The 12,939-nt window shown below is 67.7% G+C and carries 16 protein-coding genes and 3 tRNA genes; 13 read left to right on the top strand and 6 right to left on the bottom strand.

Translation table 11 applies throughout. The annotated features are described in order from the left end of the window. Positions 1 to 2: 2 nt before the first annotated feature. Positions 3 to 332, bottom strand: a complete 330-nt coding sequence (locus tag E1161_RS08395) for a helix-turn-helix domain-containing protein (RefSeq protein ID WP_132621329.1) — start codon at positions 330 to 332, stop codon at positions 3 to 5. Positions 333 to 497: 165 nt separating this feature from the next. Here E1161_RS08395 and E1161_RS08390 point away from each other — a divergent pair, with 165 nt between their 5' ends. The 12 genes from E1161_RS08390 to E1161_RS08335 all read left to right on the top strand — a co-directional run bounded on the left by E1161_RS08390 (position 498) and on the right by E1161_RS08335 (position 9,478). Then, the gene (locus tag E1161_RS08390) at positions 498 to 824 is read left to right on the top strand and encodes a hypothetical protein (protein WP_235874881.1); all 327 of its coding nucleotides are present in this window, start codon (positions 498 to 500) and stop codon (positions 822 to 824) included. Next, a complete protein-coding gene (locus tag E1161_RS08385; protein WP_132621327.1) occupies positions 824 to 1,282 on the top strand; it encodes a DUF3307 domain-containing protein in 459 nt (152 codons plus the stop codon). Before E1161_RS08390 ends, E1161_RS08385 begins: the two co-directional genes overlap by 1 nt. Before the next feature lie 29 nt (positions 1,283 to 1,311). Beyond that, positions 1,312 to 1,491 (top strand): hypothetical protein, encoded by a 180-nt coding sequence (locus E1161_RS08380; RefSeq protein ID WP_132621325.1) that lies wholly within the window; start codon positions 1,312 to 1,314, stop codon positions 1,489 to 1,491. A gap of 26 nt (positions 1,492 to 1,517) precedes the next feature. After that, complete coding sequence (locus E1161_RS08375; RefSeq protein ID WP_132621323.1) at positions 1,518 to 1,697, top strand: hypothetical protein; 180 nt, start codon at positions 1,518 to 1,520, stop codon at positions 1,695 to 1,697. A gap of 123 nt (positions 1,698 to 1,820) precedes the next feature. Then, positions 1,821 to 2,105, top strand: a complete 285-nt coding sequence (locus tag E1161_RS08370) for a hypothetical protein (RefSeq protein WP_132621321.1) — start codon at positions 1,821 to 1,823, stop codon at positions 2,103 to 2,105. Further along, positions 2,102 to 2,932, top strand: coding sequence for an ABC transporter permease (locus E1161_RS08365; protein ID WP_132621319.1), 831 nt, complete (start codon positions 2,102 to 2,104; stop codon positions 2,930 to 2,932). The genes E1161_RS08370 and E1161_RS08365 overlap by 4 nt, the downstream gene beginning before the upstream one ends. Further along, positions 2,929 to 5,121 carry an FtsK/SpoIIIE domain-containing protein gene (locus tag E1161_RS08360; protein WP_132621317.1) on the top strand — a complete coding sequence of 731 codons (2,193 nt, stop codon included), beginning with the start codon at positions 2,929 to 2,931 and terminating at the stop codon, positions 5,119 to 5,121. Before E1161_RS08365 ends, E1161_RS08360 begins: the two co-directional genes overlap by 4 nt. Positions 5,122 to 5,262: 141 nt before the next feature. Then, the gene (locus E1161_RS08355) at positions 5,263 to 5,517 is read left to right on the top strand and encodes a hypothetical protein (protein ID WP_132621315.1); all 255 of its coding nucleotides are present in this window, start codon (positions 5,263 to 5,265) and stop codon (positions 5,515 to 5,517) included. A gap of 23 nt (positions 5,518 to 5,540) precedes the next feature. Beyond that, positions 5,541 to 6,539, top strand: a complete 999-nt coding sequence (locus tag E1161_RS08350) for a bifunctional DNA primase/polymerase (protein WP_132621313.1) — start codon at positions 5,541 to 5,543, stop codon at positions 6,537 to 6,539. Positions 6,540 to 6,568: 29 nt separating this feature from the next. Beyond that, entirely contained in the window at positions 6,569 to 7,864 is a 1,296-nt protein-coding gene (locus E1161_RS08345; protein ID WP_132621311.1) for a DUF3631 domain-containing protein, read from the top strand. Then, positions 7,861 to 8,154 (top strand): helix-turn-helix domain-containing protein, encoded by a 294-nt coding sequence (locus tag E1161_RS08340; RefSeq protein ID WP_132621309.1) that lies wholly within the window; start codon positions 7,861 to 7,863, stop codon positions 8,152 to 8,154. Before E1161_RS08345 ends, E1161_RS08340 begins: the two co-directional genes overlap by 4 nt. 10 nt (positions 8,155 to 8,164) lie before the next feature. Then, positions 8,165 to 9,478, top strand: a complete 1,314-nt coding sequence (locus E1161_RS08335) for a tyrosine-type recombinase/integrase (protein WP_132621307.1) — start codon at positions 8,165 to 8,167, stop codon at positions 9,476 to 9,478. 760 nt (positions 9,479 to 10,238) lie between these two features. On the opposite strand, the gene E1161_RS08330 is transcribed toward E1161_RS08335, so the two are convergent. The 5 genes from E1161_RS08330 to E1161_RS08310 all read right to left on the bottom strand — a co-directional run bounded on the left by E1161_RS08330 (position 10,239) and on the right by E1161_RS08310 (position 11,888). Further along, a tRNA-Phe gene (locus E1161_RS08330) sits at positions 10,239 to 10,312 on the bottom strand. Positions 10,313 to 10,341: 29 nt separating this feature from the next. After that, a tRNA-Asp gene (locus E1161_RS08325) sits at positions 10,342 to 10,418 on the bottom strand. A gap of 23 nt (positions 10,419 to 10,441) precedes the next feature. Next, positions 10,442 to 10,514: transfer RNA gene (locus tag E1161_RS08320), tRNA-Glu, on the bottom strand. Between the two features lie 312 nt (positions 10,515 to 10,826). Beyond that, positions 10,827 to 11,417 carry a TetR/AcrR family transcriptional regulator gene (locus E1161_RS08315; protein WP_132621305.1) on the bottom strand — a complete coding sequence of 197 codons (591 nt, stop codon included), beginning with the start codon at positions 11,415 to 11,417 and terminating at the stop codon, positions 10,827 to 10,829. Between the two features lie 231 nt (positions 11,418 to 11,648). Further along, the gene (locus E1161_RS08310; RefSeq protein ID WP_132621303.1) at positions 11,649 to 11,888 is read right to left on the bottom strand and encodes a hypothetical protein; all 240 of its coding nucleotides are present in this window, start codon (positions 11,886 to 11,888) and stop codon (positions 11,649 to 11,651) included. A gap of 529 nt (positions 11,889 to 12,417) precedes the next feature. Between E1161_RS08310 and E1161_RS08305 the strand changes: the two genes are divergently transcribed. After that, positions 12,418 to 12,879 carry a hypothetical protein gene (locus tag E1161_RS08305; RefSeq protein WP_132621301.1) on the top strand — a complete coding sequence of 154 codons (462 nt, stop codon included), beginning with the start codon at positions 12,418 to 12,420 and terminating at the stop codon, positions 12,877 to 12,879. Positions 12,880 to 12,939 lie beyond the last annotated feature (60 nt).

Raw genomic sequence — 12,939 nt, 5'->3', positions numbered from 1 at the left:
TGTCAGGCCTGCTTCTCCTCCAGAACGCCGAGGCGTTCCCGCAGCTCAGCCACGTCCTTGCGAAGGCGGGCGACTTCCGCGCGAAGGTCCGCTTCCTCTTCGGGGGACTCGCCTTCGAGGACCTGGGCCAGGTGGTCGGACGGCCAGCGGAGCGCTTCGGAGATGGCAGCCAGCAAGCGCGGACTACGACGACGCGGCTCGTAGTTGTTCTGGAGCTGTCGCAGAGTCGCGGTGCTCACCCCAGACCGCTCGGCGAGCTCCCGCTGCGTCAGGTCGAGCTCCGCCAATCGGGTGTTGATTGCGGTCGCTACTGCGTCCCAGTCCTTGCCCACGACACCTCCCGTTGACCCACTCCTATCAGCGCAAATCCTAGCGCTGAAGTTCCACGTTCCCCGAAAAATCCCAAGCCGGAGTTTTCCGTGACCATCCCCCAACGCTTCCGTAGCGCTAATAGTTGCGCTAATGTTCTCGCATCGCTCAAGGAAGGAGCCCGAGAGATGGACTCTCACAAGTACGACGCGTTCGCCCCTGACCTCGACAGATGGCACGGCACCGAGGACTTCGACTCGTTCGGCGCCGAGCTCGCCCACTGCGAGGCCGAGCTGAACGAGTTCGGACAGCAGGCGGTGCAGAACTACTGGGAGCAGGTCATCGCCGAGGAGTTGGGAGCGTCCGCGCTGCCGACCACGCCGTTCGCCTGGTCCGAGCTGGGGACCCGTGAGCGCACTCGGCTGCGCCGCTACGACCGCCGCGAGGCCGGCGCGACGCTGCGGCTGATCACGACCGAGGCCGACGAGGCTTCCAACTCGGGGGAGGCCGCCTGATGTCGGACCTGAAGTCCGCCCTCGTGTTCGCTGTCGTGCTCCCGACGCTGTTGGTGGCGCACAACGTGGCTGATCACTGGGTGCAGACCTCGCATCAGGCCGCGACGAAGGGCATCCCGGACTGGTCGGGTCGGTGGGCGTGCTTGAAGCACGTGGCCACCTATACCGCCACCACGGCCAGCGCGGTTGGCCTGGTGTGGGCGGTGCTGGGTCTGCCGATCCACCCGGTGGCGTTCGCAGTTGGCCAGTTGGTTTCGGCGGTGACGCACTACTGGGCCGACCGCCGCCACACCCTCGCCCAGCTCGCCGAGATCACCGGCAACGGCAGCTTCTACCGGCTCGGAGCCCCGCGCACCGGCCACGACGACAACCCCTCGCTGGGCACCGGGGCCTATGTCCTGGATCAGTCCTGGCACTGGCTGTGGCTGTTCGTCGCAGCCCTGATCACCACCCTCTGACCACCGTCATACCGAAGGGGATGAGTTTCATGTCCGAGCGCAAGCAGATGAGCGACAAGCAGGCCGAGGAGTTCGTCAAGCAGCACGGCCCGCACGTCGCACGAAACGTGGCCTACGTGGCTGATCACCGCCACGACGTCGGCACGGCCGACGCCCTGTGGGAGGCCGCCGAGCGCGCCGACGGCGGCAACACCACCTCGCCGAACTGACCAATCACGAGGAGAGGAACAGCGAAATGCGTTTGTTCGGAAAGCGAAACCAGCAGGACAGCGGCGGTGTCGGGACGCCTGGGCCGACGAAGCCGGACCCGTCGTGCAGCCACGAGGCGTACTCCGCGACGCCCAACGACTACGGCGAGTGGCACGTGCTGTGCAGCCAGTGCAGCGGCGAGTGGGTGCAGAAGCGGGGCTCCTAGTTTCGCCCCGGCCCAGCAGGACAGTCGCCAAACCAACTGCTGGGCCGGGTCTCCCACCGATCACCAAACCGTTAGGAGATCTCTGATGCTACGGATCGCCACCAGCCCCGTTGGGGGTGTGCGATGAAGACCCTTCTCATGGGCGCGCTGTACGTCCTGATCGAGCTGACCGTCCTCGTGGTGCTGCCGCTGGTGCTGCTGGCTTTCGCCGGCCTGCTGCGGTTCACCGTCGTCACCGTTCTACCCGTGGCCGTGGTGTTCGCCCTCGCTGTGGCCTCCGGTGCCGTTCGCACGGTGGGTGTCGGCCTGTTCCTACTGGGTGCGGCGCTGCGTGTGGTGATGGCCGGCATCGAGCGGGTGGGCGCGTGGGTGCCCGTTCCGCGGTTCGGGTCGGGGGTGGCCCGATGACCGCCGCGAAGAGCGCCTACCCGGTTCCGGTCGACGAGCTGCTTCCCCAGGCCCGCGACCTGGCCACCGAGCTGGGCCGCACACCGAGCCGGAACCAGTTGATGACCACGCTGCGGATCGGGGCTCCCAAGGCCCGCGAGATCCTGGAGCGCCTGGCAGAGGAGACCCCGGCAAAGGCTTCCAACCCGGCGGGGCTGCACGTCGTCACCGAACCCACCCAGACCCACGACGACAACCCGGCCGACACCCAGTCCGAGTCCACCGAGGTAGAGCCGATGGCCGAGTCCGAGCCGGTTCCGGCTGAGGAGTCGGAGCCGGTAGGCGGAACGGTGTCGGAGCCGATCACGGCGGCCGCAGACCCGGACAAGCCCGCCGACGATCAGGCGGTGAAGTCGGTGGCGGTGTGGCCGGTGATGCTGCTGGCACTGCCGGCGTTCGTGGCGATCTGGTCCGGCTGGGTCGGACTCGGCCAGCTCACCGGGTTCGGCATCGTCCACCCGCTTCCGGGCATCGCCGACGGGTTCGCGATCAACACGGCGATCACGCTTCCGATCGGGGTGGAGACCTACGCCGCTTACGCCCTGCGGGTCTGGCTGTCCGGACAGGTCCCGCCGCGTGCCCGCCGGTTCGCCAAATACTCCGCCCTCGGCTCCCTCGCTCTCGGGGCGTTGGGGCAGATCGCCTTCCACCTGATGAAGGCCGCCGGCATGACCGAAGCGCCCTGGCTCATCACCGCCGCGGTCGCCTGCCTGCCCGTCGCCGTACTCGGCATGGGTGCAGGTCTGGCCCACCTGATCAAAGACAACCACCGGGAGGTGCAGCGATGACCGAACAGCCCCACATCCCCAAGCCCGACGACGACAACGAGCACCAGGCCGAGGAACAGGCGCGGGTGCTGCGCTTCCCCTCCGAACGACTCAACGACGATCAGGCCACCGGCGAGCCGCAGGTGATCGACGGCGAGCTGGTCGACGACGCCGACCAGGCCCCGCAGGTCGACCAGGCCGCCGCGACGGAGTCGGGTTCGGGTCTGGTCCGCCACGAGAAGCGCGAGCCCGTGCTGCCGAAGTGGGCGAGCGACGTCGACGAGTTCCGTGAGACCGCGAAGTGGGCGGTGGGCTACGCCGGCCACACGCTGGCGTTCCACACGGTGCGCTGCCCGGTCTACATGGGCCGCATCCTGCTGCGGGTTCCGCAAGGCACCCTGCGCCTGCTGGGCGGTTTCCTGCGGTGGGTGACCGACGCCGAAGGCCGGCCCGTTCGCTCCGATGCCGCTCACCGAGCCGATGCCGCCGAGTACCTGCGCCTGTCCGGACAGCGTGATAACCGGGTTCGAGGCCGGGTCTACACCACGGTTGGCCTGGGCGCAGCTGCCCTGGCGGCGTTCTTCCTGGGCCGGGCGATGCTGCCGGAACTGGTGCAGTACGCGATCGTGGCCGGTGCCCTGGGCGCGGTGGGTTGGTTGGGTGCTCCGGCGGATCAGCCGATCGCTTCGCGAGCGGTGGAGGCGACGAAGGTGCCGAAGCTGACCAGCAACGCCGTCGAAATCGCCCTGTCCGCCCTCGGCATCTCCGGCATCAACCAGGCCATGGCCAAGGGCGGCGAGGGCGTCGGATTCCCCAAGCCCATCTCGCGTGACGGCAAGGGATGGCGCGCCGACGTCGACCTCCCGCACGGTGTCACGCCGGGCGACATCATGGACCGCCGCGAAAAGCTCGCCTCTGGTCTCCGCCGGCCGCTGGGCTGTGTGTGGCCCGAGGCCGACAACGGCGAACACGCCGGCCGCCTCATCTTGTGGGTGGGGGATCAGGACATGCGCAAGGCCAAGCAGCCCGCCTGGACGCTGCGCAAGGGCGTGCGCGTGGACCTGTTCCAGCCGCAGCCCTTCGGGACTGATCAGCGTGGACGGTGGGTCGACCTGCGGTTGATGTTCACTAGCGTGGCGATCGGGGCGATCCCGCGCATGGGCAAGACCTTCGCCCTGCGTGAGCTCCTGCTCATCGCCGCGCTGGACCCGCGCGCGGAGTTGCATACCTACGATCTCAAGGGCACCGGCGATCTCGACCCCTTGGAGAAAGTCACCCACGCCCACGGCGTCGGCGACGAAGACGAGGAAATCGAGAAGGCCATTAGTGACCTGCGGAAACTCCGTGACGAGCTCCGACGCCGCGCCAAACTGATCCGAGACCTGGCAAAGCAGGGTCTCGCCCCGGAGAACAAGGTCACCCCGGAGCTAGCCGGCAAGAAGAGCTTGGGTCTGCACCCGATCGTGATCGGTGTGGATGAGTGCCAGGTGTGGTTCGAGCACCCTGACCACGGCGAAGAGTTCGAGGCCATCTGCACCGACCTGGTCAAACGCGGACCCGCGCTCGGGATCATCATCATGCTGGCCACCCAGCGCCCCGACGCCAAAAGCCTGCCCACCGGCATCTCCGCGAACGTCTCCACCCGCTTCTGCCTGAAGGTGCAGGGCCAGACCGAAAACGACATGGTCCTCGGCACCAGCAAGTACAAGCAGGGCGTCCGCGCGACGACGTTCGCCTGGGCCGACAAAGGCATCGGCTACCTGGTCGGCGAAGGCTCGGATGCACAGATCGTGCGCACCGTGGCCGGCCTGGACGGTCCGGCGTCGGAGAAGGTCGCCGCCTACGCCCGCACCCTCCGCGAACAAGCCGGCACCCTCACCGGCCACGCCATCGGCGAAACCCCCGAGGTCGACGACTCAGTGTCCAAGAAGGACACATTGCTCGAAGACATCCTCGCTGTGGTAGGCGGGACCGAGAAGAAGGTTTGGAACGAGCGTGTCATCGCCCGGCTCTACGAGCTCAAGCCGGAGGTCTACGGCACCTACACCGAGTCGGCCGACCTCACCGCGGCTTTGAAGCGGCACGGCATCCGGACCGGGCAGGTGTGGGGCACCACCGACGACGGCAAGGGCGCCAGCCGCATCGGCATCACCCGCGCCGACATCACCAAGGAAGTCGCGGAACGTAACCGCCGCGACAGTGCCGGCTAGCCCTCGCCGGGTCTCTAGACCTAGACGACACCGCCTCTAGGTCTAGAGACCCCGCTAGAACCCCATCCCGCTTGTCACCAGTGCCCTAGTCCCTAGAGGCGCCGGGCCGAATGCGCCCAAAAAACGCCCCGGAGGCCATCTGTGACCCCCACCGACCCCACGAGCGTCACCCTGTTCGTCGCACTCGCGGTGTTCACGCTCGGTTACGCCGCGACCTGCTGGCTCTGGCCGTTCAAGGCGTGCCGCACCTGCCGAGGAGCCGGGAAATTGCGTTCCCCGTTCCTGCGAGCCATCCGACTCTGCCCCGCCTGCAACGCCACCGGACTCCGGCCGCGCGTCGGGCGCAAGGCCTACAACGCCCTGCTCCGCGTTCACCGCGCCCACCGCCGCCACTGACGTCAGGAAGGACCCGATCCCGCATGAGCACCACATTCGACATCGCCACCTGGCTCGCCGCCCAAGCCCTGCACGTCTTTCCGCTCCGGCCGGGCAGCAAGCGCCCTTTCGGCAACTGCCCGCACTGCAAGGCCAGCCACGCCGCACCGGCCGCCTGCGAGTGCCTGACGGCCGAACGCCCTTGCCACGGGCTGCTTGCGGCCACAACCAACCCCGCGCTGATCCGGCAGTGGTGGGCCCGCACCCCGAACGCCGGCGTCGGCATCGCCGCCGGCCCGTCCGGACTGGTCGTGCTCGACCTCGACCGCAAACCCAAGCCACCAGCGCCGGCCGCGCACGACGTGCCCAGCCCGGTCGGCGACGGGTTGGAAGCCCTCGACGCCCTGGCCATTGCCGCCGGAGCGACCTGGCCGGCCACGCTCACTGTCGCCACTCCCTCCGGCGGCCGGCACCTGTACTTCAAGGCCGGTGGGCTGAAGGTTCCAAGCGACGCCACCGGCCGAGTGGGACATCAGATCGACGTCCGCGCCCAGGGCGGCTACGTCGTCGCTCCGGGCTGCGCGATCTCCAACCCGCCGGAGGAGATCGCCGGCACCTACAGCCGCATCTCGTCGACGACCGAGATCGCCGAACTGCCTGCTTGGCTGCGACACCGGGTCACGCCGTCGGCCGCGCCGATGCCGGTGGCTCCCAACCCCGGGGAGGGTCAGCCGGGCAGCCACGCACCGGGCTACTGGCAGCGCGTCTGGGAAGGCCAGCTGACCAAGGTCGAAACCGAGCCGGGGGAGCGCTGGCGCCTGGTCTACGCCGCCGCTCGCCGCCTGGCCAACCTCGCCACCCACGACACCGCCCCATGGTCAGCCACCGAGGCGATCGACGCCCTCACCACTGCCGCACTCCGCCGGCGGGAACGCACCGGCAAGCCCCTCGAACCCGCTGCCGCCCGCCGCAACGCCATCCGTGGTTGGGAGCGCGGAACCCACGACGGCCCGGAATCCCTGCTCGGACGCGGCGCCGCATGAACCCCACCGACACGAAAGGAGACAGCTCGATGACGGCACCCACCACAGGCGCTGAGCTCCTGGACCAGCTCCACCAGGCGTTGACCCGCTACGTGATCCTGCCCAGCCCGCAAGCTGTGGATGCGGTGGTGCTGTGGATCGCCGCGACCCACGCCCAGCCCGCATGGGCGCACGCCCCGCGACTGGTGATCCGTGCACCGGAGAAGCGCTGTGGGAAATCCCGGTTGCTCGACGTGGTCGAGGCCGTCTGCTACGAGCCGCTGATCACCGTCAACGCCTCGCCGTCGGCGATCTACCGGTCCATCACGGACGACCCGCCCACGATGCTGGTTGACGAAGCCGACACGATTTTCGGCGCCGAGGCCGCGAGCAACGAAGACCTGCGAGGTCTGCTCAACGCCGGTCACCAGCGCAACCGCCCAGCCATCCGGTACGACGCCAACACCCGCAAGGTCGAAGCCATTCCCACGTTCGCTATGGCCGCGTTGGCCGGCATCGGCGCCATGCCCGACACCATCGAGGACCGCGCGGTAGTCGTCCGGATGCGGCGACGCGCTCCGGGCGAGTCCGTCTCGCCCTACCGCCACCGCCGCGACCGCCCGGCCCTAACGCACTTGGGCGACCAGATGACCGCCTGGCTTCGAGGCGACCTCAACCTTCTCGAACGCGCCGAACCGGAGATGCCGCTCGAAGACCGAGCGGCGGACACGTGGGAGCCGCTGATCGCAGTGGCAGACCACGCCGGCGGCAGCTGGCCGGACCGCGCACGCCAAGCCGCAGTTGACCTCCTGGCCGAAGCGACCGACAACGACCAAGGCACCATCCGCACTCGGCTGCTCGTCGACTGCCGAACCGCGTTCAACGACGCACAGGTCATCTCCACCGCTGACCTGCTCCGGCAGCTCAACTCCGACCTCGAAGCCCCGTGGCGCGACTACGGACCTGGCGGGTTGAGCCCGGCAAAGCTTTCTAAGCTGCTCGCCGAGTTCGAGATCCGGTCGGCGAACGTGCGCTTCCCCGACGGATCTCAGGCCAAGGGCTACCGCCGCGCCGATTTCGCCGACGCCTGGGCCCGCTACTGCCCGCCGGAGGCGACCCCGGAGGAGCCGTCCCAGCCGTCCCAAGCGTCCCATCCCAGGTCAGCGCGGGACGGCAACGCCGACTGGGACGGCTCAAGCCGTCCCACCCAGATCACCGGCCCAGTCCCGTGGGACGGCAAATGCCGTCCCAGCGACCCAAGCCGTCCCAGCCTGACCTGCATTGGGACGGATGGGACGGCTGGGACGGCTACCCCACGCACCATCAACACCAGGGGGATCGCATGACAGCGAACACCGCACAACTCGCCGCCACCCTCGCCTCACTCGCAGCGATGCTCGCCGAGCAGGAGATCCCCGAACCAGCCGCACCGGCACCACCCGCCCGCAAGATGCCAGACCGCGTGCTGCTGACCGTCGAGGAAGCAGCCGAACAGCTCGGCATCGGCCGGACCAAGACCTACGCACTGGTCAAGGCCGGCGAGCTCGAATCCGTCCAGATCGGCCGACTCCGCCGCGTGCCCAAGGCCGCGATCGAGGACTACGCCAACCGACTCATCAGCCAGCGGAACGCCTGAGGAGGCCAAGGTGGAAGAGAACAAGACGCGAAACCCCAACGGCCGCTCCTCGATCTACTTCGGTAGCGATGGCTACTGGCACGGGCGGGTCACCGTGGGGATCGGCGACGACGGCCGACCGGACCGACGGCACGTCCAACGACTCGACCGCGACGAGGTCGTTGCCGAGGTCGGGCGGCTCGAAGCCGAGCGTGAGTCCGGCACGGTGCGCAGGAAGGGCCGTAGCTGGAAGGTCGAGCGCTGGCTGATCCACTGGGTTGAGGAAATCGCGCCGCTGACCAGCCGCTACAAGACGATGCGCGGTTACAAAACGGCGGTCTACAAGCACCTCATCCCCGGCCTGGGTGCCCACAAGATGGAGCGCATCCAGCACCACCCGGAGCTGTTCGAGAAGCTGTACTTGAAGATGATGGAGTCCGGGTTGAAGCCTGGTACGGCGCACCAGGTGCACCGGACTGCCCGCACGGCTTTCGGCGAGGCGATGAAGCGCGGCTATATCGTGCGTAACCCCCTGGAGATCGCCAAAGCGCCTCGTGTCGACGAGGAAGAGATCGAGCCACTGGATGCCGAAGAGGTTCAGCAGATCCTCAAGGTCGCGTTGGGCCGCCGAAACGGCGTCCGCTTCGTCATCGCGTTGGCCCTCGGCACTCGGCAAGGCGAGTCACTTGCTCTGAAGTGGGACTGCCTCGACGAGCGGCGGAAAACCCTGCGGATCAAGAGGGCTCTCCAACGGCAGACATGGCAGCACGGGTGCGACGACCCGCACCAGTGCGGGCAGAAGTACCACAAGACGAAGCCGTGCCCGCCCGCGTGCAAGCGCCACACTCGCGCGTGCCCACCACCCTGTTCCGCGGATTGCACCGATCACGCCCGCTGGTGCCCCCAGCGCAAAGGGGGAGGCTTGGTCGAGGTCGACGTCAAGTCGAAGGCTGGCCGCAGGACGATCTCGCTCCCCGACGAGCTCTTCGAACTCATCCTGCGGCACCGAGATGTTCAGAACACCGAACGCGAGAGGGCAGCCAACGAATGGCACGAGGAGGGCTGGATGTTCGCCCAACCGAACGGCCGGCCACTGGATCCCCGCCGTGACCTCGACGAGTGGAAATCTTTGTTGGCGGAGTCCCATGTCCGAGAAGCCAGGTTGCACGATGCTCGGCACACTGCCGCAACGGTGCTTCTCATCCTGGGCGTTCCCGACCGAACGGTCATGGACCTCATGGGCTGGTCGACTATCTCAATGAAGCAGCGCTATATGCACGTCACGGACGCGCTCAGGCGCGACGTTGCCGTCCGCCTCAACACGTACTTCTGGGGCATGAACTGAGCTGAGGGGACCCTCGCCAAGAGACGGGGGTCCCCTCACTGATCTGCAACCGAGGAAGCGAGCGATCTTGAGGTTGCGACTCGCCGGGTCGAATCGACATTCGCATCGCGAGTTGCTTCTAACCTTGGGGGACTGCTTGATCCCGGCGGCGTAGCTACCTGCCGGGGTCGAACGGCCTCGGTGGGTACTCAGTAAGCCGCCTACCGAGAGGAGCCAATGTGGCTCACAGGAAGAAGCAGCGACGGCGCCGGGGAAACGAACCCCGTACCAACAAGAAGCGCCTGGGCTTTAGCACCCAGACGCTTCTTGCCGTGCTGGTTCGCATACTGCTGTGGATCTTTATGAGCGACTTCCACAGCTAACAGCAGTTGGCCGGGCCGGAGTGGCAGCTCCGCGCCCGGCCTCTGCGTGCCGGGCGTTGGCCACGTCACCTGGCCATCATCATGATGAAAGCCAGATCGAGCTGTTCCGCTCATAGTACACAGCATTGACAGAAAATTGGCCGCCAAATATGCCACCTGACCTGCTGTTTTCTTGAAAATGTGGCCGCGCCACAAGCGTCCCGATCGGCGTGTCGTTCTTTGCGCCAATGCGATGAGCTCATACTCAGCAGCTCCACTTCGTGGGTGACAGCCACAGGGCTAGCGGCACCTCGGCGCCACGCCCGTTGCCCCGCCCCACACGAAGGAACTGAGACGAAAAATGAGACGAAGAAGCCCCCGTCGAGATCGACGGGGGCTGTTCTCGCAGCTATGAGCGGTGGCCAGGGGCGGGGTCGAACCGCCGACCTTCCGCTTTTCAGGCGGACGCTCGTACCAACTGAGCTACCTGGCCGATAGCGTCCGGCGTGCTGCCGTTCGCCTTGGCGACCCAGACGGGACTCGAACCCGCGACCTCCGCCGTGACAGGGCGGCGCGCTAACCAACTGCGCCACTGGGCCATGCTTCAATCTTCAGTTGTTCGTACCCCCAACGGGATTCGAACCCGCGCTACCGCCTTGAAAGGGCGGCGTCCTAGGCCGCTAGACGATGGGGGCTTGACCGATCCGAAACCGGTCCGGCCTTCGCCTCCAACCGGCTTTCCCTTTCGGGGCGCCCCGTTGGCAGTGATGAAAGCTTACGACACACGCTTCCAGCCACCTGAACCGGGGGCCCCTTCAGCCGCGCGGCACCGTCGCGGACCGCCCCAGCGCTCCGCGCCCGAGGCCGATACTAGTCCCCTGACCTGCCGAATCGCCACCATCATCCGAGGCGCCCTGCGTGCCGCACCAAGGAGACCGAGGGGCCCCGCCAGGCCCAGGAACGGTCAAATCGGGCCGTGGTGGGATTTTGTGATCCACGACTCATGATCAGCCGACTGCTGCGGCCACCCGGGTGCCGTCCACGGCCAGACCCGGGAGCAGGACCCGCCACGACTCCTCCAAGCGGGCTGCGAGACGTCGCGGGTCGCCCGCCACGAGCAGGTTCGTGCCGACGGCCACCGCGTAGCAGAGGCGAGCCGTCGCGGCCGGGTCCACGCCCGGACGCAGCAAGCCGTGGTCGGCGGCGCGGCCGATCAGGTCGTCGAACAGGAACTCCCAGCCGTCCGTCTCCGTGCCGACGTGGTTGCAGGCCAGGGACAGGCCCGCGCGCAGCAGCACGTCCTCCTCCAAGCGGCGAGCCGTGTCGCAGGTGAGGCCGACCATCGTCGCCAGCGGGTCCTGCCCGCGCTCGTACCAGCGGGTGCTCAGCTCAGCGAGGTGCTCGCGGTAGCGCTCGACCAGCGCGTGGGCCACCTCCTGCTTGCCGCTGAAGTGGAAGTAGAACGCACCCTTGGTGGTTCCGCAGCGGCGCAGGATCGCGCTGAGCCTGGCCGCCTCGTAACCGACCTCGTCGATCTCCTCCGCCGCGGCGACCATGATCGAGTGACGGGTGAGATGCGCCCGGTGCTGCTGTGCCATTGATCGACTCCGACCCCCGGTGGCCATGCATGACCGCCCATGCGGGCGACACCACGCCCGAACGGTTGATCAAATATGCCACCGGAAGTTACCCCGGATGCGCATTGTTCGCCCAGCGGAACACCTGGGTGTCACACGTTCGTAGAACGCCTGCCGACGGTGAGTTCGGCAGCGAGCTCACCGCGCCTCCAAGACCGGCCCACACGGGGTCCAGCCACGACGCGGTCCAGGTCAGCGCGCCACGGGTGGTTGCCCGTCCTCGTCCGGGACCAGGCCCAGCATGTCCAGCAGCAGGCGGCAGTCCTCCGCGCTCTCGGCACTGCGAGCGACCGCGATCCTGGCTCGGTGCACTTGCTCGTCCGAGATGCGCGAGGGCTCGCCGACGCGCTGCCCGGGCACCGCGGACTGCTGCCGCGACTGCCCGTCTTCCTGCTGCCACAAGAACTTTCGTACATCCAGCGACCCGTACATGACGCCTCCCAGGCCCTCGGGTTCCGGCCGCAGGTTATCCACAGGTTGTCAACAGCCGCAGCCCCCCAGAGAGTGATTCGACATCAACTGAGAGTAATCGCGTGCGTGGGTCGATCCACTTCGGATATTGCCTGCGTCACACCGTGCGTCCACCCCGGACAACGAACGGGACGCCGCTCGCATTCCGGATCATCGCGATCTCGTGTTCCGCAGCGGGCGAGCGAGACCGCCGACCGGCCGCATGCGGACCGTGCCGGATGCACGAATCGTGGTCGCAACGCTCCCCGCGAGGGGGAGGCGCGTGCCACAATCGGCGGCGCTGACACACCCCCCGGTCAGCACCTGTGGAGATCCCTCCAGCCCCCGTGCTCCTCCCCCTGGCGCGGGGGCCTTCCACGTCAGAGCGGGTTTTCGCCAGATCTCACTCGATCGGAACACTCGCTGGTGGCGGCCCCGCGCCCAGAACCGCGAGCCGAACTCCGAGGTCGCCACGATAGGCAGGCCGCAATACAACCGTTATCGTGTCCGCGTGGCTCTAGGACGAACGAAGGCGAATCGGCAGCGCAATTCAGCCGAAGAAGCCGAACCGGACCCCGAATTCGAGTCGTACCTGGCTGCGCTTGACCCGGAGGAAAGCCCCGAAACCACCGGATCAGGGCGTCGCTTCGGTGCCGCTCAGGTGTACCAGCTGCGGCTGCCGCTGCTGGCAAACGAGCGTCTCCGCGAGCTCGCCTTCAAGCAGGGAACATCCCCGGCCTCGCTCGCGCGGGACTGGGTGATGCAGCACCTCGAGATCGCCGAAGAGGAGCACGCGGCCCAGCCGCAGGCGCAGCAGCAGCCGATGGCTCAGGCACCCGCGTGGCCCGGTCAGGACGGCCCCCATCCCGACAACACCCCCGACCCGATGCAAGCACGACTCGCCGGCGGAATCCCCGACGTCGAGCAGACCGAAGAGATGACCGTCCCGGTCGACCGCTATCGACCCATGTGAGACGGCGAAGGAAGAGGTCGTGGCCGCGAAGCCCCCCGCTCGCGACCACGACCTCTCGTT

The organism is Saccharopolyspora aridisoli (assembly GCF_004348445.1).
Classification (GTDB): Bacteria; Actinomycetota; Actinomycetes; order Mycobacteriales; family Pseudonocardiaceae; genus Saccharopolyspora; species Saccharopolyspora aridisoli.
The sequence above is the reverse complement of the archived record's forward strand: the minus strand, read 5'-3'. Positions and strand labels throughout refer to the sequence as shown.

Excerpts from the sequence above, each read along its gene's own strand:
- E1161_RS08345 (WP_132621311.1), top strand. The coding sequence starts at position 6,569 with ATGACGGCACCCACCACAGGCGCTGAGCTCCTGGACCAGCTCCACCAG.
- E1161_RS08310 (WP_132621303.1), bottom strand. The coding sequence starts at position 11,888 with ATGTACGGGTCGCTGGATGTACGAAAGTTCTTGTGGCAGCAGGAAGAC.
- E1161_RS08360 (WP_132621317.1), top strand. The coding sequence starts at position 2,929 with ATGACCGAACAGCCCCACATCCCCAAGCCCGACGACGACAACGAGCAC.
- E1161_RS08315 (WP_132621305.1), bottom strand. The coding sequence starts at position 11,417 with ATGGCACAGCAGCACCGGGCGCATCTCACCCGTCACTCGATCATGGTC.
- E1161_RS08350 (WP_132621313.1), top strand. The coding sequence starts at position 5,541 with ATGAGCACCACATTCGACATCGCCACCTGGCTCGCCGCCCAAGCCCTG.
- E1161_RS08375 (WP_132621323.1), top strand. The coding sequence starts at position 1,518 with ATGCGTTTGTTCGGAAAGCGAAACCAGCAGGACAGCGGCGGTGTCGGG.
- E1161_RS08370 (WP_132621321.1), top strand. The coding sequence starts at position 1,821 with ATGAAGACCCTTCTCATGGGCGCGCTGTACGTCCTGATCGAGCTGACC.
- E1161_RS08340 (WP_132621309.1), top strand. The coding sequence starts at position 7,861 with ATGACAGCGAACACCGCACAACTCGCCGCCACCCTCGCCTCACTCGCA.
- E1161_RS08380 (WP_132621325.1), top strand. The coding sequence starts at position 1,312 with ATGTCCGAGCGCAAGCAGATGAGCGACAAGCAGGCCGAGGAGTTCGTC.
- E1161_RS08385 (WP_132621327.1), top strand. The coding sequence starts at position 824 with ATGTCGGACCTGAAGTCCGCCCTCGTGTTCGCTGTCGTGCTCCCGACG.
- E1161_RS08390 (WP_235874881.1), top strand. The coding sequence starts at position 498 with ATGGACTCTCACAAGTACGACGCGTTCGCCCCTGACCTCGACAGATGG.
- E1161_RS08365 (WP_132621319.1), top strand. The coding sequence starts at position 2,102 with ATGACCGCCGCGAAGAGCGCCTACCCGGTTCCGGTCGACGAGCTGCTT.